General features: G+C 53.3%; 13 protein-coding genes and 6 tRNA genes. 14 read left to right on the forward strand and 5 right to left on the reverse strand.

Annotated features, from left to right (window positions below):
- Positions 1-60 precede the first annotated feature (60 nt).
- The 5 genes from K0H80_RS02790 to rsgA form a co-directional block, all read right to left on the reverse strand.
- Complete coding sequence (locus K0H80_RS02790) at positions 61-768, reverse strand: glycerophosphodiester phosphodiesterase (RefSeq protein WP_220073025.1); 708 nt, start codon at positions 766-768, stop codon at positions 61-63.
- On the reverse strand, positions 768-3950 hold the full coding sequence (locus K0H80_RS02795; RefSeq protein WP_220073026.1) for a mechanosensitive ion channel domain-containing protein: 3183 nt from the start codon (positions 3948-3950) through the stop codon (positions 768-770). The genes K0H80_RS02790 and K0H80_RS02795 overlap by 1 nt, the downstream gene beginning before the upstream one ends.
- Positions 3951-4074: 124 nt before the next feature.
- Entirely contained in the window at positions 4075-4965 is an 891-nt protein-coding gene (locus tag K0H80_RS02800; protein ID WP_011864362.1) for a DMT family transporter, read from the reverse strand.
- 8 nt (positions 4966-4973) lie between these two features.
- Entirely contained in the window at positions 4974-5834 is an 861-nt protein-coding gene (gene asd / locus K0H80_RS02805) for an archaetidylserine decarboxylase (protein WP_220073027.1), read from the reverse strand.
- Positions 5835-5877: 43 nt separating this feature from the next.
- Positions 5878-6933 carry a small ribosomal subunit biogenesis GTPase RsgA gene (gene rsgA, locus K0H80_RS02810; protein ID WP_220073028.1) on the reverse strand — a complete coding sequence of 352 codons (1056 nt, stop codon included), beginning with the start codon at positions 6931-6933 and terminating at the stop codon, positions 5878-5880.
- A 115-nt stretch (positions 6934-7048) separates the two neighbouring features.
- On the opposite strand from rsgA, the gene orn reads away from it, so the two are divergent.
- The 14 genes from orn to hfq all read left to right on the forward strand — a co-directional run bounded on the left by orn (position 7049) and on the right by hfq (position 16487).
- Complete coding sequence (gene orn / locus K0H80_RS02815; protein WP_144199752.1) at positions 7049-7594, forward strand: oligoribonuclease; 546 nt, start codon at positions 7049-7051, stop codon at positions 7592-7594.
- A 186-nt stretch (positions 7595-7780) separates the two neighbouring features.
- A tRNA-Gly gene (locus K0H80_RS02820) sits at positions 7781-7856 on the forward strand.
- Between the two features lie 45 nt (positions 7857-7901).
- Positions 7902-7977: transfer RNA gene (locus K0H80_RS02825), tRNA-Gly, on the forward strand.
- Between the two features lie 8 nt (positions 7978-7985).
- Positions 7986-8061: transfer RNA gene (locus K0H80_RS02830), tRNA-Gly, on the forward strand.
- Between the two features lie 44 nt (positions 8062-8105).
- Positions 8106-8181: transfer RNA gene (locus K0H80_RS02835), tRNA-Gly, on the forward strand.
- 39 nt (positions 8182-8220) lie between these two features.
- Positions 8221-8327, forward strand: a tRNA-Gly gene (locus tag K0H80_RS02840).
- Positions 8328-8533: 206 nt separating this feature from the next.
- Positions 8534-8634, forward strand: a tRNA-Gly gene (locus K0H80_RS02845).
- 408 nt (positions 8635-9042) lie between these two features.
- Positions 9043-9498: a hypothetical protein gene (locus K0H80_RS02850; RefSeq protein WP_220073029.1), complete on the forward strand. Its 456-nt coding sequence runs from the start codon at positions 9043-9045 to the stop codon at positions 9496-9498.
- A 435-nt stretch (positions 9499-9933) separates the two neighbouring features.
- Positions 9934-11412: an NAD(P)H-hydrate dehydratase gene (locus K0H80_RS02855; protein WP_220073030.1), complete on the forward strand. Its 1479-nt coding sequence runs from the start codon at positions 9934-9936 to the stop codon at positions 11410-11412.
- A 100-nt stretch (positions 11413-11512) separates the two neighbouring features.
- On the forward strand, positions 11513-11986 hold the full coding sequence (tsaE, locus tag K0H80_RS02860) for a tRNA (adenosine(37)-N6)-threonylcarbamoyltransferase complex ATPase subunit type 1 TsaE (protein WP_011864368.1): 474 nt from the start codon (positions 11513-11515) through the stop codon (positions 11984-11986).
- Positions 11973-13292, forward strand: a complete 1320-nt coding sequence (locus K0H80_RS02865; protein ID WP_220073031.1) for an N-acetylmuramoyl-L-alanine amidase — start codon at positions 11973-11975, stop codon at positions 13290-13292. Before tsaE ends, K0H80_RS02865 begins: the two co-directional genes overlap by 14 nt.
- A gap of 9 nt (positions 13293-13301) precedes the next feature.
- Entirely contained in the window at positions 13302-15197 is a 1896-nt protein-coding gene (gene mutL, locus K0H80_RS02870; RefSeq protein WP_220073032.1) for a DNA mismatch repair endonuclease MutL, read from the forward strand.
- On the forward strand, positions 15190-16116 hold the full coding sequence (gene miaA, locus K0H80_RS02875; protein WP_220073902.1) for a tRNA (adenosine(37)-N6)-dimethylallyltransferase MiaA: 927 nt from the start codon (positions 15190-15192) through the stop codon (positions 16114-16116). The genes mutL and miaA overlap by 8 nt, the downstream gene beginning before the upstream one ends.
- Before the next feature lie 92 nt (positions 16117-16208).
- The gene (gene hfq / locus K0H80_RS02880) at positions 16209-16487 is read left to right on the forward strand and encodes an RNA chaperone Hfq (RefSeq protein WP_011864372.1); all 279 of its coding nucleotides are present in this window, start codon (positions 16209-16211) and stop codon (positions 16485-16487) included.
- Positions 16488-16494: the final 7 nt, after the last annotated feature.

Genomic DNA, 16494 nt, shown 5'->3' on the forward strand with positions numbered 1-16494 from the left:
CGCTAGGGGGAACTTTGCCTATTTGTTGGGCAGTTTAGAGTGAGTAGGCACTCGCTGACCCTAGCGGGTCAGCAGCAGTTGATGGACGCAGTCGGCGCTGACATCGGGGAAATTACTGAAGATGCCATCGACGCCCATCTGCGACAGATGGTGGATATCGTCGCGATTATCCACGGTATAGACAAACACCTTGGCGCCGCGGGCGTGGGCATCCTCCACTAACTCCCGGGTGACGAAGTTGACGCTCAGGTGCAATGAGAAGGCCTCTAGCCGAGTGACTATGGCGGCCAGGTCTTCTGGCACCCCCTCGATAAGCGGCGCCAGTACGGCATCGGGAAAGGCCTGTCTCAGGGTGAACAGAAAGCCGTGATGGAAGGATGAGATCAGCAGCTGATCGGGGCGGTAGTTGAGCTTCTCCAGGATCTCAGGGTAGAGGGCCATGAAGGGGCCGAGGGAGTTGAGCCCTTTGAGCTCTATGTTGATCAGGGCATCGAAGGGTTGCAGGTACTCCAGCAGTTCCCAGAGTTTAGGGATGGGCTCGCCATCAACGGTAACGCCGTCCAGATAATCCTTCGTCACCGCCTCGATAAGACCTGTGCCACTGCTTTTGCCGTCGAGACGCCTGTCGTGAAACACATAGAGTTCGCCTTCGACGCAGTGGACGTCGATCTCCACGGCGTTACAGCCCAAGGCGACCGATTTCTTGATGGCGGCCAGAGTATTTTCGGCGCCATAGCCGCTGGCGCCACGGTGAGCATAGACACGCATTAGCTTCTAATTATCCCCTGAGTCTCTTTACTTTGACCACTAATATGCACCTCGAGCTGCGGATAGGCGAGCTCCAGATGATTCTCTCTGAGCTTCTTGCTGACCTGCTTGTGCAGCTTGTGTCGTAGCGGCCAGCGGGTGTTCATATCCTTGGCATAGGCGCGGATCTCATAATCCTGAGTATGCTGACCAAATCCGGCAAACCAGACCTCGGGCTCCGGCGTGGTCAGGGCATCGTCACACTCCTTAACCGCCTGATAGAGCGCCGCCTCGACTCGCGCGGGATCCGAGTCCCTGGCGACCGAGACATAGACGATCACCCTAGTGATCGGGTCTGACAGCGACCAGTTGATCAGCTGCTCGGTAATGAAGGCCTTGTTGGGGACGATTATCTCTTTTCTGTCCCAGTCGACGATGGTGGTGGCGCGGATCTGGATCTTACTTACTGTACCTGTCAGCTCGCGTATGGTGACGGTATCGCCGATACGCACCGGCTTCTCGAACAAGATGATCAGGCCCGAGATGAAGTTGGCAAAGATCTCCTGCAGACCGAAACCTAAGCCCACCGAGAGCGCCGCGACCAGCCATTGCAGCTTAGACCACTCCATCCCCAGGGTCGAAAAGCCGCTGAGCATACCGAAGAAGACCACCAGATAGCGACTCACAGTGGTGATGGCAAAGCCCGTGCCCTGGGTGAGATCCAATCGTTGCAGAATCATCAGCTCCAGCAGACCCGGCAGGTTGGTGGCTATCATCAGCGAGAAGCCGACTATGATAAGGCCAAGCAGCAGGGACTTGAGAGTGATAGGGATCTGCTGGGCGATACCGTCGACCGTGCTCGAGCTGGTCCACAGAGTAATGCCGTCCAAAAACGAGAAGATGGCGCTATGGGTCTGAGTCCAGAGGCCGATCAGGCTGATCAGGAAGGCCAGCGTCAGCAGTGAACGCACCAGCCCCAGCGACTGGCTGGAGATGGTCTCGAGATCCACCACAGGCTCCTCATAGGTGTCCGGCGGCTCGTTACTGTTGGGGTCATCTTCTTTCTCCCGCTGGGCCAAGATCTCGGCGCGCTTGGCCTTGGCGCGGTTAAAGGCGATGCGGCGTCGCTCGATCAACATCCAGCGCTTAATCAGCTGATACAGCAGCATGAAGCTTAGGGATAAGATCAGCGACAGCTGTAGCTGCAGCAGCATCTGATAGGCGGTGAAGTAGTAGCCCCTGAAGGCCAGCACGGCGCAGGCCGGAGGCAGCAGGATGAGTATCGACCAGAGCAGCTTCTGCAACAGGCGCTTGTTCTTATCGTCCTGGTGATAGTGATGTTCCTGCTTCGACAGGCTCAGCATGTCGCGGTAGAACCAGAACAGCATGAGGGCCAGCAGTATGAAGGCGCCGCGTCCCAGGCTGTTGCGCACCAGCGAAGTTTCTAGCACCTCGGTGAAGCCGATCACGCCGACAATCGGCATCGCCAGTACGGTCAGGGCGCGCAGGCGTTGCTGACCGGCGCGTATGATCGTCTTGTCGCCCTTGAAGTGGCCGATCAACAGGCCCTTGTCCAGCGCCAGCAGATAGGTGAGGCGATAGAGCTGGTACAACATGCCTATGGCCAGTATGCCCATGCCCACCGAGGAGACCAGGTTATGATTGCTGAAGTAGAAGATCAGACCGCCGCTGATCAGCGGCAGTGGCTTGATGCAGCTATAGAGCAGTGAGCCAATCAAGGTATTGAAACTATAGATAAACTTATCTTGCGTGACGTTACCCACATAGGTGACGTTCTTAGCCATCAGCTGAGTAAATTTAGGTGTGACCAGGTCCTGCATCACCAGGCAGAGCACCATCAAGATCACCCACCAGGACCAGAGTGTGCTCTGTTCGCTCAGGGAGTCGTGTACCTGATGCCAAGGTGCCTGGGTCAGCAGCCATTGAGTGCTCTGATACAGGTCGCCCAGCCAGTAGCCGTCTATGCTGTTGGCATTGGCTACCCAAAACAGGTGCTCGTTAAGCGTGGTCTTAAGGGTCTGATACTGCTGGCTCAGCTGTTCATACAGCACCCTTAACTCGGCCAGTTCGCCAAGGTAGAGATCATAGTTTTCCAGCAGCTGACGCTGCAGCTCTTTCTGGGCACCGACCAGCTTGCTTTGCAGCGGCGTGAGCTGCTCGATGGCGCCGAGTAGCGGATGCAGTGTCTGGTCTTGCTCTATCTGGTAGCGGGCCAGACGGGCATTGGCGATCTCATTGCTGATCTTGTCCTGGCTTGGCGGCTTGGGCAGTGAGTAGAGGATACGCAGGAAGCGCTCGCCGAAGGCCGAGTTAAGCTTCACCAAGGCGATCTGCTGCTGAATATTAGTGATCTGCTTGGCCTGGAACTGGTATTGGGTCTCGGCCTGCTCCTGCAGTGTCATCACATTGGTGACCTCATGGGTCAGCTGTTTCAGTTGCTCGCCGTAGGCCTGGTTCTGCGCGTTCAGCTTGATGGCGATGGCATCGTCTGTGATGGAGGTTTCTATCTGACTGGCAGCTATGGTGGCCGCAGTGGCCTTGTGACGCTGCTCGGCGATGGCGCCGTTGAGGCGTTCGATCAGAGCTTCTTGCTGTACTAGCTGGCTGCGCACCAGCGCCAACTGCTGCTGGGTCAGGGCGATCTGTTTCTGGCTGCTGGCCAGCTCAGATTCCAGGGTCGATAGGCTCTGAACATAGACCCGGCGTTGCATCTCGCTCAGGGGCTGATTGTCGTCGCTGGTCGCCTGTTTGTGCTTGGCCAGGGTCAGATTGGCTTGGCTTATCAGGCTAGGTAGCTGCTGCTGGCGTTTGATCAACTCGTTGACCTGAGTGGCCAGGTTAGCCTCTGTCTCTTTGAGCTCAGATAGTCTCAGGTAGGAGAGTGACGCCTGCTGACTAAGATCTTGATTGGGGTTGTATTCCAGCGGCGTGGCGGCTTCTTTAAGCTGCTGTGTCAGGGCCTGTTTCTGGCTCTGATACTGGTGAATGATGGCGTCGAAGCTGGACTGTAGGGCCTGTTGCTCGGTGAGCTGCTCCTCCAGCAGACTCAACTGCTCGGCGGTGCTCTTGCTGGCGACCTGAGGCTCCTGTCCTAGTCCCAGGCGTTTATTGAGATTCAGGGGCGAATTTGCGGCGCCTGAGAATGAGATTAGACAGAGAATAATCAGTAATATACGAGACATAAGCCGCTTTGTTCACACCAGCATCAATGGACGCTTATATATTACCAAGTTAGTTCAAAAATGATATCTATGAATCGGTTAATTTGACCCGTGTGGCGTTTCCTTTACCAATGACGAAAATGCCTTAGGATTTCGCCTTTTGGGCGCGGTTGGCCTTATGGCTCTTCTGGGTCTCATAGACGGCGGTGAAGACCACCAAGGCGCCGCCAATCAGCGTCTTCATGGCGAGTCCCTCGCCCAGGATCAACAGGGCTAACAGGGCACCATAAAGGGGTTGCAAGCAGGAGACCAGGCTGACCGTCTTAGCGCTCAGCTGACGCAGCGCCGAGGTAAACAGGGCGTGGGGCGCGGCGGTAAAGACGATACCTAAGAGGATCACCAACCACCAGACGTTGGCTTGGATGGCGCTTGGGTCGACCTCGAGCCAAGGCAGCAGGAACAGGGCGCTGACCCCTGTCTGGTAGTACATGGCTTGGGCGCCGCTGTAGCTGGCGAAGTAGCGCTTGTGCAGCAGGTTTCTGGCGGTGAACAGGGCAGCCGACAGAACGCCTATGATGATCCCCAGAGTGACATCGTTACCCAAGTTGGCTTCTGGGATCAGCAGGCTGACGCCGAGCAGGACACAGATGCCGCTGATGATGTCGGCCAGTTCAAGGCGTTTGCCGGTAAAGAAAGGCTCAACCAAGACCGTCATCACGGGATAGGTAAAGAAGGCGATCATGCCGATGGCCACCGATGAGAGCTGCATGGCGGCAAAGTAGGTGACCCAGTGCAGGCTGACGATAATGCCGAGCCCCAGGGCGATGCCGTAGTCTTTACCGCGATTGAGCCTGAGGTGCTTGCCGCTGACCTTGACCAGGAGGGCGAGGGCAAGAGCGGCGATGCAGCAGCGAAGTGCCGTGATATCCAGGGCACTGAGGGGAATCAGCTTGGAGAAAAGGGCCGTACCACCAAACAGGAGGACGGCCAGATGCAGTTCGATTAAGCCAGAGCGTTCGCTGCTACTTGTGTTCAAGGTTTCCTCTAATCGATTTTGGCGAAGGCCTGACCCATGCGGGTAACGGCCTTAGGCTCGACGCCATCGGCAAAGTGTTCCAGCGCGTCTTTGGCAAATAGCATGACTACAGTGCTGCCAAGCTTGAAGCGGCCCATCTCCTCGCCCTTGTCCAGGGTGATCGCCTCTGGGCCCTCGGTTGGGTAGTCCCAAGTGAAGACTTTCTTGCCTGTCGGCGGCGTGACTGTACCTGCCCAGACGGTTTCTATGCTGGCCACGATTGTGGCGCCAACCAAGACCATGGCCATGGGGCCGATTTCGGTTTCGAAAATGGCCACCACACGCTCGTTACGGGCAAACAGGCCGGGCACATTCTCGGCCGTCAGCGGGTTAACCGAAAACAGCTCGCCAGGCACATAGGTCATCTTAGACAGTGTGCCCTTAATCGGCATGTGAATTCTATGGTAATCCTTAGGTGCCAGATAGATGGTGGCGAAGTCGCCGCCTTCGAAGCGCTTGGCATCATCGGCTTGATCGCCTAAAAGGGCAAGTGACGAATATTCATGTCCCTTGGCTTGAAAGATACGGCCTTCTTCGATCGGCCCGCATTGGCTGACGGCGCCATCTACCGGATGAACGATATAGTCGTCATCGTCACACAGGGGGCGGATGCCAGGTTTCAGCGCGCGGGTGAAGAACTGGTTGAAGCTGGCGTAGGCTTCAGGTGCACTCTGTGCGGCCTCGCTCATGTCTATCTTATACTGCTTGATAAACCATTTAATTACGCTTGTCGTTACTGCGCCGAGTTCGGCGGCTGCCAGTTTACCCACGAGTCGCGAGAGCAGGTGTTTTGGCATTATGTATTGCAAGGCAATCTTCAATTTGTCCACTGTCTGTTTTCCTTCAAATCCAGTTTGGCTGTTCTTAATTTAGTTAGTCGTTATTGTTTTTGAAATGACGGGCGTGGCGCTGCTCGTCCAGGCTGTCGATAATTCTGTGGTAGTTCTGGTACCTGTCTTGGGCGATCTTGCCTTCCTCGAAGGCCTGGGTGATGGCGCAGCCAGGATCATTCTTGTGTTTGCAGTCTCTAAATTTACAGGTGCCCAGGTAATCCCTGAATTCGACGAAGCACCAGCCGACACGCTCGGCGGGGAGATGCCACAGGGCGAATTCACGCACACCGGGAGAGTCCACCAGATCGCCGCCACTTGGGAAGTGTAGCAACTTGGCCGTGGTGGTGGTGTGCTGGCCCAGGCCCGAGGTCTCGGACACGTCGCCTGTGATGAGCTCAGCTTCTGGCAGTAGGGCATTGATTAGCGATGACTTACCCACGCCTGACTGACCGACAAACACGCTGACCTTATCTTTTAACAGGGTCTTGATCGCCTCGACCCCTTCGCCAGACTTGCTGCTGACCCTATATACATGATAACCGATGGCCTGGTAGCGCTCCAGCGCGGCCTCGACGGCAGGTGCCTCTTCGTCGCTGAGTAGATCTATCTTGTTGAGTATGATGACGGGGGCTATGCCTGTGTCTTCTGCGGCCACCAGATAGCGGTCGATGATCTGGGTGGTAAAGCTAGGTACCACGGAAGAGACGATAAGTATCTGATCGATATTGGCGGCGATGATCTTGATGCCGTCGTAGAGATCTGGCCGTGACAGTGAGGAGTGTCTCGGATGAACGGCCTCGACCACGCCGGCTATGGTGGCTGTGGTTTCACTGGCCTGGCGCATGATCACCTTATCGCCGGTGACCAGGCTTTGAATATTTCGGCGAATGTTACAGCGAACCAGTTCACCGTTTTCCGTTTCGACATCAGCGTGTTGGCCGAATCGAGAGATGACGGTGCCCAGCTGTTCTGGCCCCAGTGAGCTATCCTGTAACTCAATGGTTGTTTCTTTTGCGTCTTTGCGCTGCAGCCGTTTCTCATGATTGGCGCGCATGCGGCGGCGTTGGCCTTGGCTTAGGGGTTTCTTTTTACTCACAGTGTCGTCATCGTCAAAATAAGGTTATTTTGTGTCTTCTAAAAAAGCAGTATGATACACGGTCTTAAATAAAAAAGCCTGAATTTAGGCAAACACGCATTGATAAGGCAGATATATGGCTGCAGATGAAACAAATCTGATCTGGGTAGATCTGGAGATGACGGGACTAGAGCCCGAGGTCGACAGAATCATTGAGATAGCAACGATTGTGACCGACAAGGAATTGAACATCTTGGCGGAAGGGCCTGTGATTGCCATCCATCAGAGTGAAGATGTGCTTGCGGCGATGGATGACTGGAACCAGAAGCATCACGGCGAGTCGGGTCTGATCGACAGAGTCAGGGCGAGTGACTTCAACGAGCAAGATGCCATCGAACAGACGATTGCCTTCTTATCTGAGCATGTACCTGCCGGTGTATCGCCAATGTGCGGCAACAGCATAGGTCAGGACAGACGTTTTTTGAATCGTTACATGCCGACTTTGGAAGATTATTTCCACTACCGCAACATAGATGTCAGCTCTGTCAAAGAGTTAGTGCGTCGCTGGAAGCCTGAGGTGATGGACGGTTTTAAGAAGCAGGGCACACATCAGGCACTGGTTGATATCCAGGAATCGATCGCCGAACTCCAATATTATCGTGAGAAAGTATTTAAAATTTGACCAAACGGTAGAAAATTTTAAATTAGGGGGTTGCAGAGGGGCGAAATTCTCCTATAATGCGGCCTCAACTTTTTACTGGCGTGTGCGCTGGTAAAGATTGAAATGCGACATTAACTCAGTTGATAAAAGGTGAAAGACGATACCTTTTGTTGATAATGACAGTTAATTTAGCTCGAAAAAATTTATGCGACATTAGCTCAGTTGGTAGAGCGATACCTTGCCAAGGTATAGGTCATCGGTTCGAACCCGATATGTCGCTCCAAATTACAAAAGTTTGGCTACACCAATATCCAGACTCACAGATTTTGCGACATTAGCTCAGTTGGTAGAGCGATACCTTGCCAAGGTATAGGTCATCGGTTCGAACCCGATATGTCGCTCCAAAATTTATGCGACATTAGCTCAGTTGGTAGAGCGATACCTTGCCAAGGTATAGGTCATCGGTTCGAACCCGATATGTCGCTCCAAATTACAAAAGTTTGGTTACACCAATACCAGACTCACAGATTTTGCGACATTAGCTCAGTTGGTAGAGCGATACCTTGCCAAGGTATAGGTCATCGGTTCGAACCCGATATGTCGCTCCAAATTTTCTCCCGCTAGTACCAATCATCTAATTCGACATTGCGACATTAGCTCAGTTGACTCTCTGTATAGAGCAAAAGGGCGATACCTTGCCAAGGTATAGGTCGAGTTTTTAGATTTACCGATTCGAACCCGATATGTCGCTCCAAATTTTCTCCCGCTAGCACCAATCATCTAATTCGGCCTTGTAACATTAGCTCTGTTGACTCTCTGTATAGAGCAAAAGGGCGATACCTTGCCAAGGTATAGGTCATCGGTTCGAACCCGATATGTCGCTCCAAATTTTCCCTCAGTAGTTTCTATTTTCAGTATCAGTTATTTCTTATTACTGCTGATTGAATGTACCGCAGCCTTGCGACATTAGCTCAGTTGATTCTTTGTATAGAGCAAAAGGGCGATACCTTGCCAAGGTATAGGCCATCGGTTGTTTGTTTCGAACCCGATATGTCGTGCCAAATTTCCCCCGCTTGTTTCAGCTTCCAGTACCCCTTGGTTTGTATCCTGAGAGTCATCTAGTCATCTAGTCATCTAGTCGTCTGTTTTTTGCTGTAATCGATTCGGCGTCATGGTTTTTACTTTGATGAATTTTTATTCATTTTCGGACGATTATTTTAGTGAGTCGTTCATGGTCTGTTTTGCCCATAAAGCCCTTAAGCTAGCGATTATTGGCCCTTTATCGGCGTGAAGATCACAAAAATGCCATTTGCGTGATGTGAGATAAAATTCTTTAAGCTTGTCTAATGTAGCGACTTCAGAAGTGCGCAAACTATGACATTGTTCAAAAAAAACTGTGCTAATTACTCCCATAATGAAATCAAATCAGTATTAACGCCTAAAACTTGGCATCGATTGGAGAAGGAAAGATGAGATTTCAACAACTTAATGAACAGTTGGCATATGTCTCTAAGTGTCGCTTGGAAATGGCCCGTTTATATGCGCGTTTGCACAGTGCGGTAGACTCGTCTCGCGTGAAATTGATGCTGGAGTATTTGCAACAACATGAGAAAGAGGTTTCTCAGAAGATCGATGACTACATCGAAGAGGCGCCACGCCGTCTGCTGGAACTCTGGTACAACGATATCGTGTTTGAAGATTTCATCAAACGCTGCCAAGACGTGATCCCTGCGGCCAACATGAACGAAGATGATCTGTTGGAGCTGCACCTGGATCTCGACAACCGTCTGATCGGCTTGTTTGAGAAGACGGCGGAATCCTCTGTACCGGGTGATGTGAAGAACGCCCTCAACGATCTGGTGCGTGTCGAGAAGATCCAGCAGCAACGTCTGGTGCACAGCAGCCTGAGAATGGAAGATATATAATCTGAGCTCATTTAAGTTGAGCTTTCTGGCCGGTTGCTAGTGAGAAACGTAATAAAAAGGCGCCTTGGGCGCCTTTTTTTGTTTATGCCAGGACAATTGCAGTTAGGTATTTATAGCTAACTCTTTTTTATCGCTTTTTTCTTCTTACGTTAGAGCGAAATTATCACTTTCTTGCATCTATATCGCGATTTCTGGCTCATCTAGCTTAGTAATTTGACTGACTGGTTAGCGAGTTCGATTCAGTTTGATGAAATGTTTTGTTATCGCCTCGTTGGCCTTTTTGTCGCTGAGTCGGCGAATTTATTGTGCCAGATCAAACTTCTTACATTCTCTGGCGTTTAAGCGGAATCTATTGGCGATTAAAAACTCAAATATCGAATATGCTTAGGCTTAGGGTAACCCGCCCGGTGATGAGTCTTGTTAAGGAGAATCCAGATGTTGTTTAGTGACGGGCAGCTGCCATCGGCCTTATATACGGCGCAGATGATACGTGATGCCGAAGCGCGCTTGATCGCGTCCGGTGAGGCTAACTTGTGCCAATTGATCGACAGCGCCGGACAGTCGGCCTTCGAGTTGCTACAACGAGAGGGCAAGCTCAATAATAAAATTCTGGTGTTGGCGGGTTATGGTAACAATGGCGCCGATGCCTATATCTGCGCCACCCTGCTGCTCGAATCTGGCTGTGATGTCGCCCTCTATGCGGTGGAGCGTCCTGAGCCGGGCGAGGGGATCAGCTACGCCAAGGCGGCCTTTCTCGCTGCGGGCGGGCATCAGCTATCTGATTATGAAGAGGCGCTCAAGGAGGCCGAGGTCGTCGTCGATGGCCTGCTAGGCACGGGTGTCAAGGGTGAGCTACGTGCCCCCTTTGCCGAGATGATAGTGGCGATCAATCGTTATTCGCCCTGGATCTTATCCTTAGATGTGCCATCGGGTATCGATGTGGATACCGGCGCCGGTCAGGTAGCGGTAAAGGCCGATGTGACCCTGACCTTTGGCGCGCCGAAACAGGGACTGATCACGGGTAAGGCCAGGGACTGTGTTGGCAGGCTCTGGTTTGCCGATATCGGTCTGCAGGAGTATCTGCCTGAGTCCAAGGTGCTTAACATTGCCCATAGGCTGACCGATCTTGGATTGCCTGCCAGGGCGCAGAACAGCCATAAGGGGGCCTGCGGTAAGGTGACCGTTATTGGTGGCGATATCGGTATGGCCGGGGCGCCGCGTCTGGCCGCCGAGAGTTGTCTGCGGGCGGGCGCCGGACTGGTGGCGGTGATCTCAAGACCCGAGCATTTGACCGTGGTGAACTCGGGACGACCGGAAATCATGTTCTGGGGCTGCGAGCTGGTGGATATGGAGGTTTACCAACGTTTAGGCTGGGCCGATATTCTGCTGATTGGTCCCGGACTGGGTAAACACGACTGGGGCTACAACCTACTTAAGGCGACAGGCCTGAGCGACAAGCCCTGTGTGATGGACGCCGATGCGCTTAATCTGCTGGCGCTCGAGCCTTCACGCCAAAGCAATTGGGTGTTGACCCCTCATAGCGGTGAGGCCGCCAGGTTGTTGGGGATTAGCATCGCCGAGGTGGAGGCGGATCGCTTCGCAGCCGTCTATGCCTTGCAGGCTAAATATGGCGGCGTGGTGGTGCTCAAAGGCGCTGGCACTCTTATCTATGATGGTAAGGTGTGTCATGTGGCACCTGTGGGAAATCCTGGGCTCGCCAGCGGCGGCAGCGGTGATGTGCTGGGCGGCATCATAGCGGCCTTGATGGCCCAGGGGATGCCTAAGATGGAGGCGGCAAGCGCCGGAGTGGTGGTGCATGGGGCCGCAGCGGATCTGGCTGCGAAAGATGGCGAGCGAGGCATGTTGGCCTGCGATCTGTTTGCTCACATACGCGCCCTGGTCGATAAGATTTAGCCTCAGCATTAAAATACAGTAATGTCTGTTTAGATAAACGCCGGTTTAGGTTAAAGTATCTGGCTCAAAAAAGGATTGTCCTTAATTAGCGATAGATACGATGACACCAGTAAAAGTTTATCTTGAAAATGAAGCAGAAACCGTTAGCTTAGGTCAAAGGCTGGCCAGTGCGATCAAGCCGCCATTGACCCTCTATTTGAGTGGTGAACTGGGGGCGGGAAAAACAACCTTTAGTCGTGGCCTCATTCAGAGCCTGGGACATAAGGGGGCGGTGAAGAGTCCGACCTACACGCTGGTTGAGCCCTATGAGCTAGGTGATATTGATGTGTATCATTTTGATCTATATAGACTAAGTGATCCAGAAGAGCTCGAATTTATGGGGATTCGAGACTACTTTACCGAGTCGAGCCTGTGTATCGTCGAGTGGCCCGATAAGGGCGTCGGCCTGCTGCCCGAGGCGGATCTGGCGATCCATATTCAGTATCATCAACAGGGCCGAGAGGTCATGCTGACGGCGCACTCGCGCGCCGGAGAGATTTTGTTAGATAGTTTACATAATAATGATAAGAACTGAGTCACTAATAAAACGCCTATTATTGATAGTCTTGCTATGCATTCCTTCCCTTGCCTACAGCGCAAATAAATTGGAAGGTGTGCGTATCTGGGCGGCACCAGAATCGACGCGGGTGGTGTTTGATCTGCGCGAGCCGCCAAAATATTCCCACTTCACCCTCACCAGTCCCTACCGTTTGGTGGTGGATCTGACGACCACGGCTACCGGGCTGGATCTCAATAAGATCGAGAACAACAGTAAGCTGGTTAAGCGAGTGCGTATCAGCAAGCCGCCCAAGAAGGGCACCCTGAGACTGGTGATCGATCTGGTTAAGCCTGCCAAGGCTAACCTCTTTGCCCTGTCGCCCACGGCGCCTTACGGCAATCGTCTGGTGGTGGATCTCGAAGGGGGCAACCAGAGTCCTAAGACGGTAAAAGTCGAGCCTGAGCAGAAGCTTAGGGACATCATAGTGGCCATCGATGCCGGCCATGGCGGCGACGATCCCGGCTCCATCGGCCCCTCTGGCATCTATGAGAAGAAGGTGGCGCTGCAGATAGCCAAGAAAGTGGAGGCCAAGATTAACGCCACGCCGGGCATGCGCGCCATCATGACACGTTCCGGTGACTACTTTGTCAATCTGAACAAACGCTCGGAGATCGCCCGTAACAGTAAGGCCGACCTGCTGGTGTCGATTCACGCCGACGCCTTTACCTCACCGCAACCACAAGGAGCCTCTGTGTGGGTGCTGTCGATGCGCCGTGCCAACAGTGAGATCGGTCGTTGGTTAGAGCAGAAAGAGAAGCATTCTGAGCTGCTGGGTGGTGCCGGTGAGATTATCCAGAACGCGGATAACGAACAGTATCTGGCCATGACGCTGCTGGATATGTCGATGGACAGATCCATGGCGATCAGTCATAACATCGCCGGAGATGTGTTGGCTAATCTGGGCAAGGTGACTCGCCTGCACAAGCATAAGCCTGAGGCGGCCAGCCTGGCGGTACTTAAGTCGCCGGATATTCCCTCTATTTTGGTGGAGACTGGCTTTATCTCGAACCACAAAGAGGAGCGCCTGTTGACCCAGAGGGATCACCAGAACAATATCGCCAACGCCGTCCACAAAGGCGTGGTGCGCTATTTCGAGAATAATCCTCCCGCCAATACCATGATGGCTAATAAGAGCGGCATCAAACATAAGGTGACCGCAGGTGAATCATTATCTGTGATCGCCCACCGTTACCAGGTGTCGGTCGATAGCATCAAGAAGGCCAACAAGCTCAAGTCCAACACCCTCTACATCGGTCAGAAGCTGATCATTCCCCGGGCCTAAGGAGCCAAGATGACCATACGTATTTTGCCTCCTCAACTGGCTAACCAGATTGCCGCCGGGGAGGTGGTAGAGCGTCCTGCCTCGGTGATCAAGGAGCTGGTCGAGAACAGCTTGGATGCCGGTGCGACCCGGGTCGATATCGAGATCGACAAGGGGGGCAGCAAGCTGATTAAGATCACTGACAACGGCTCTGGCATCCCTAAGGAGGAGCTGAGCCTGGCGCTGTCTCGTCATGCCACCTCTAAGCTGGCCTCGTTAGACGACCTCGATGCCATCTTAAGCTTTGGCTTTCGTGGTGAGGCGCTGGCCAGTATCAGTTCGGTATCCCGCCTGACGTTGACCTCCCGCACCCAGGAGCAGAGCGAGGCCTGGCAGGCCTATGCCGAGGGCTCCGAGATGGCGGTTCGGGTGATCCCGGCGGCGCACCCTGTCGGTTCGACGGTGGAGGCGGCGGATCTCTTCTTCAATACCCCGGCCAGACGTCGATTCTTAAAGAGCGATAAGACAGAATTTACCCATATCGATGAGTGGCTTAAACGTATCGCTCTGGTGCGCAGCGAGATCCATTTTACCCTTAAGCACAACGGCAAGCAGGTGCGTAATTACCGCCCGGCCAAGACAGAGGCGCAGTATCTGCAGCGCCTGGCACAGGTCAGCGGCAAGGCCTTCGCCGACAATGCCCTCAGGGTAGATTGTAACCATAATGGTCTTAGCCTCAGCGGCTACATTCAGTCGCCATTTAGCGAGATGGCGGTTGGTGATACCCAATATTTCTATGTCAATGGCCGCCTGGTGCGTGACCGACTGGTCAATCATGCGGTGCGTCAGGCCTTTGCCCAGCAGTTGCAGGGAGAGCAGGTCGCCTTCGTGCTCATGCTAAACCTGGATCCCCATCAGGTGGATGTTAACGTGCATCCCGCCAAGCATGAGGTGCGCTTCCACGAGAGCCGCTATGTGCATGACTTTATCCTGCAGGCGCTGGAATCAGCGCTGCGTCAGTCGAGCGAGTTAGCCTTCGAGACCGCTCAGAAAAGTCAGGTCACTGACCAGGATAGATCCGCCTCCTATATTCGTCCGCTACAGACTCAGCAAAGTGACACAGGCTCCAATCAGCTTGCCCATGGCGAGACTGAAGAAAACGCGGTAGGGCTTGCGAATGAACGCCCAGCCTATGGCGAGCGCGAAGCCAGTCGCCAAGCTGGTGGTCAGCGAGTGCAAGAGGCCCAGGTGAGCAGCTATGGTGGCGGCCAGTCTGGCGGGCGAGGGCGCAGTTATGCAAGTACCGAGCTTCCTAGCCAGGCAGCAGTCGATAGTTATGCCCAGCTGATGACCACGCCAGGCGTGTCGAGTCAGATGAGCCAGCTGCGTGACAGCCATCTTCCGCCCATGCCTCAGGTGCTCGACGGTCAATATTGGCTCTTAGTCAGGGGAAGTGAGCTGGCGCTATTGAGCCTTAGCTGTGCGGCGCGCGAAGTGACCCGCCGCGAGATTGAAGCCAAGCTGGATGCGGGGCTGATTGGTCAGCCGCTGTTGATGCCTGTGTCGGTCAAGGTGGATGAAGATTGGCAGCAAACCTTGGTCGAAAGAGAGCTTTTGGTTAGAAAATTGGGTTTAGAGCTAACTATTCGCCTCGGCCAGTTGATAATTAAAAAAGTGCCCCCATATCTAAGGCAGAGTCAGCTGGCGAGCGTGATCCCTGAGTTTCTGCAGTGGATTCGCTTCGAAGAGCCGACAACTGAAGCCCTGGTTAACTGGTTGGTGAATCAGTCGGGTGAACAGTTTAATTCGGCGAGTCGACTCTGGGCCGACCTCATGGGGTTACCCGAGTCGCAGCAGCAAGAAATTTTATCTTTGGCCAAGGTAATGCCTTGGCAAACATGGTTAGGTGAGCAAACGAGTGAATAGCGAGAGTCAGCCGACAATTATCACCCTGATGGGGCCGACGGCGTCGGGTAAGACAGCGCTCGCGATGGCATTGGCCGAGCAGCATAACTGCGAGATCATCTCGGTCGACTCGGCGCTCATCTATCGGGACATGGATATTGGTAGCGCCAAGCCGACCCAGGAAGAGCTTAGCCGGGCGCCCCATCGCTTGATCGATATTCGCGACCCGAGCGAGAGTTATTCAGCGGCGGATTTTCGTAGCGACGCCATCGCCAACATCGAAGCGATCCTAGCCGCGGGCAAGACGCCCCTGCTGGTGGGTGGCACCATGCTCTATTTCAAGGCGCTATTGGAAGGCTTGTCGCCTTTGCCATCGGCAGATGAGGCGATTCGGGCCGAGATAGCCAAAGAGGTCGAAGCCAAGGGCTGGCAGGCGCTACATGACGAGCTGCGTCAGATTGACCCGGTATCGGCAGAGCGGATCCACCCTAACGATCCACAGCGTCTGTCGCGGGCGATCGAGGTATACCGAATTAGCGGCAAGAGTCTGACCGAGTTGACACAGGTTAAGGCCGATGCCTTGCCCTACAAGGTGGTGCAATTTGGCATAGCGCCGAAAGATCGCAAAGTGCTACACCTTGCTATAGCAGAAAGATTCAAATTGATGTTAAATCAAGGTTTCGTCGAAGAGGTGCAGCGGCTCAAGGCGCGAGCGGATCTGCATCTAGACCTACCTTCGATGAGATGTGTCGGATATCGCCAAGTGTGGCAGTATCTCGATGGGGAATATGACTATGATACTATGGTCGAAAAATCCATAGTTGCGACTAGGCAATTGGCCAAGCGTCAATTAACATGGTTGCGAGGATGGGCTGATCTAAATTGGCTGGAGAGTGGGGATGAATCTAATCTGGCGCGACTATTAGAGCATTGTCGCTAGCTAATTCATTCACTCTATATAATACTAAAACCAAACCAGAAATTGATGCTGTATTAGGTTTTAATTAATTTTAATAAAAAGGAAATTACATAATGGCAAAGGGGCAATCTTTACAAGACCCATTTTTGAACGCATTACGACGTGAACGCGTTCCGGTATCTATCTACCTAGTTAACGGTATCAAGCTTCAGGGACAAGTTGAGTCATTCGATCAGTTTGTTATTTTATTGAAGAACACTGTCAGCCAGATGGTTTATAAGCACGCTATCTCTACAGTGGTGCCTGCGCGTCCATTTAACGTGAGCAGCCATCACAACACGCCTAACCAGGCGGCGGGTTACAATGCATCACATGACGATAGCGCTGAGTAATTTCCTG

The sequence above is a fragment of the Shewanella aegiceratis genome, from assembly GCF_019457495.1.
GTDB lineage: Bacteria > Pseudomonadota > Gammaproteobacteria > Enterobacterales > Shewanellaceae > Shewanella > Shewanella loihica.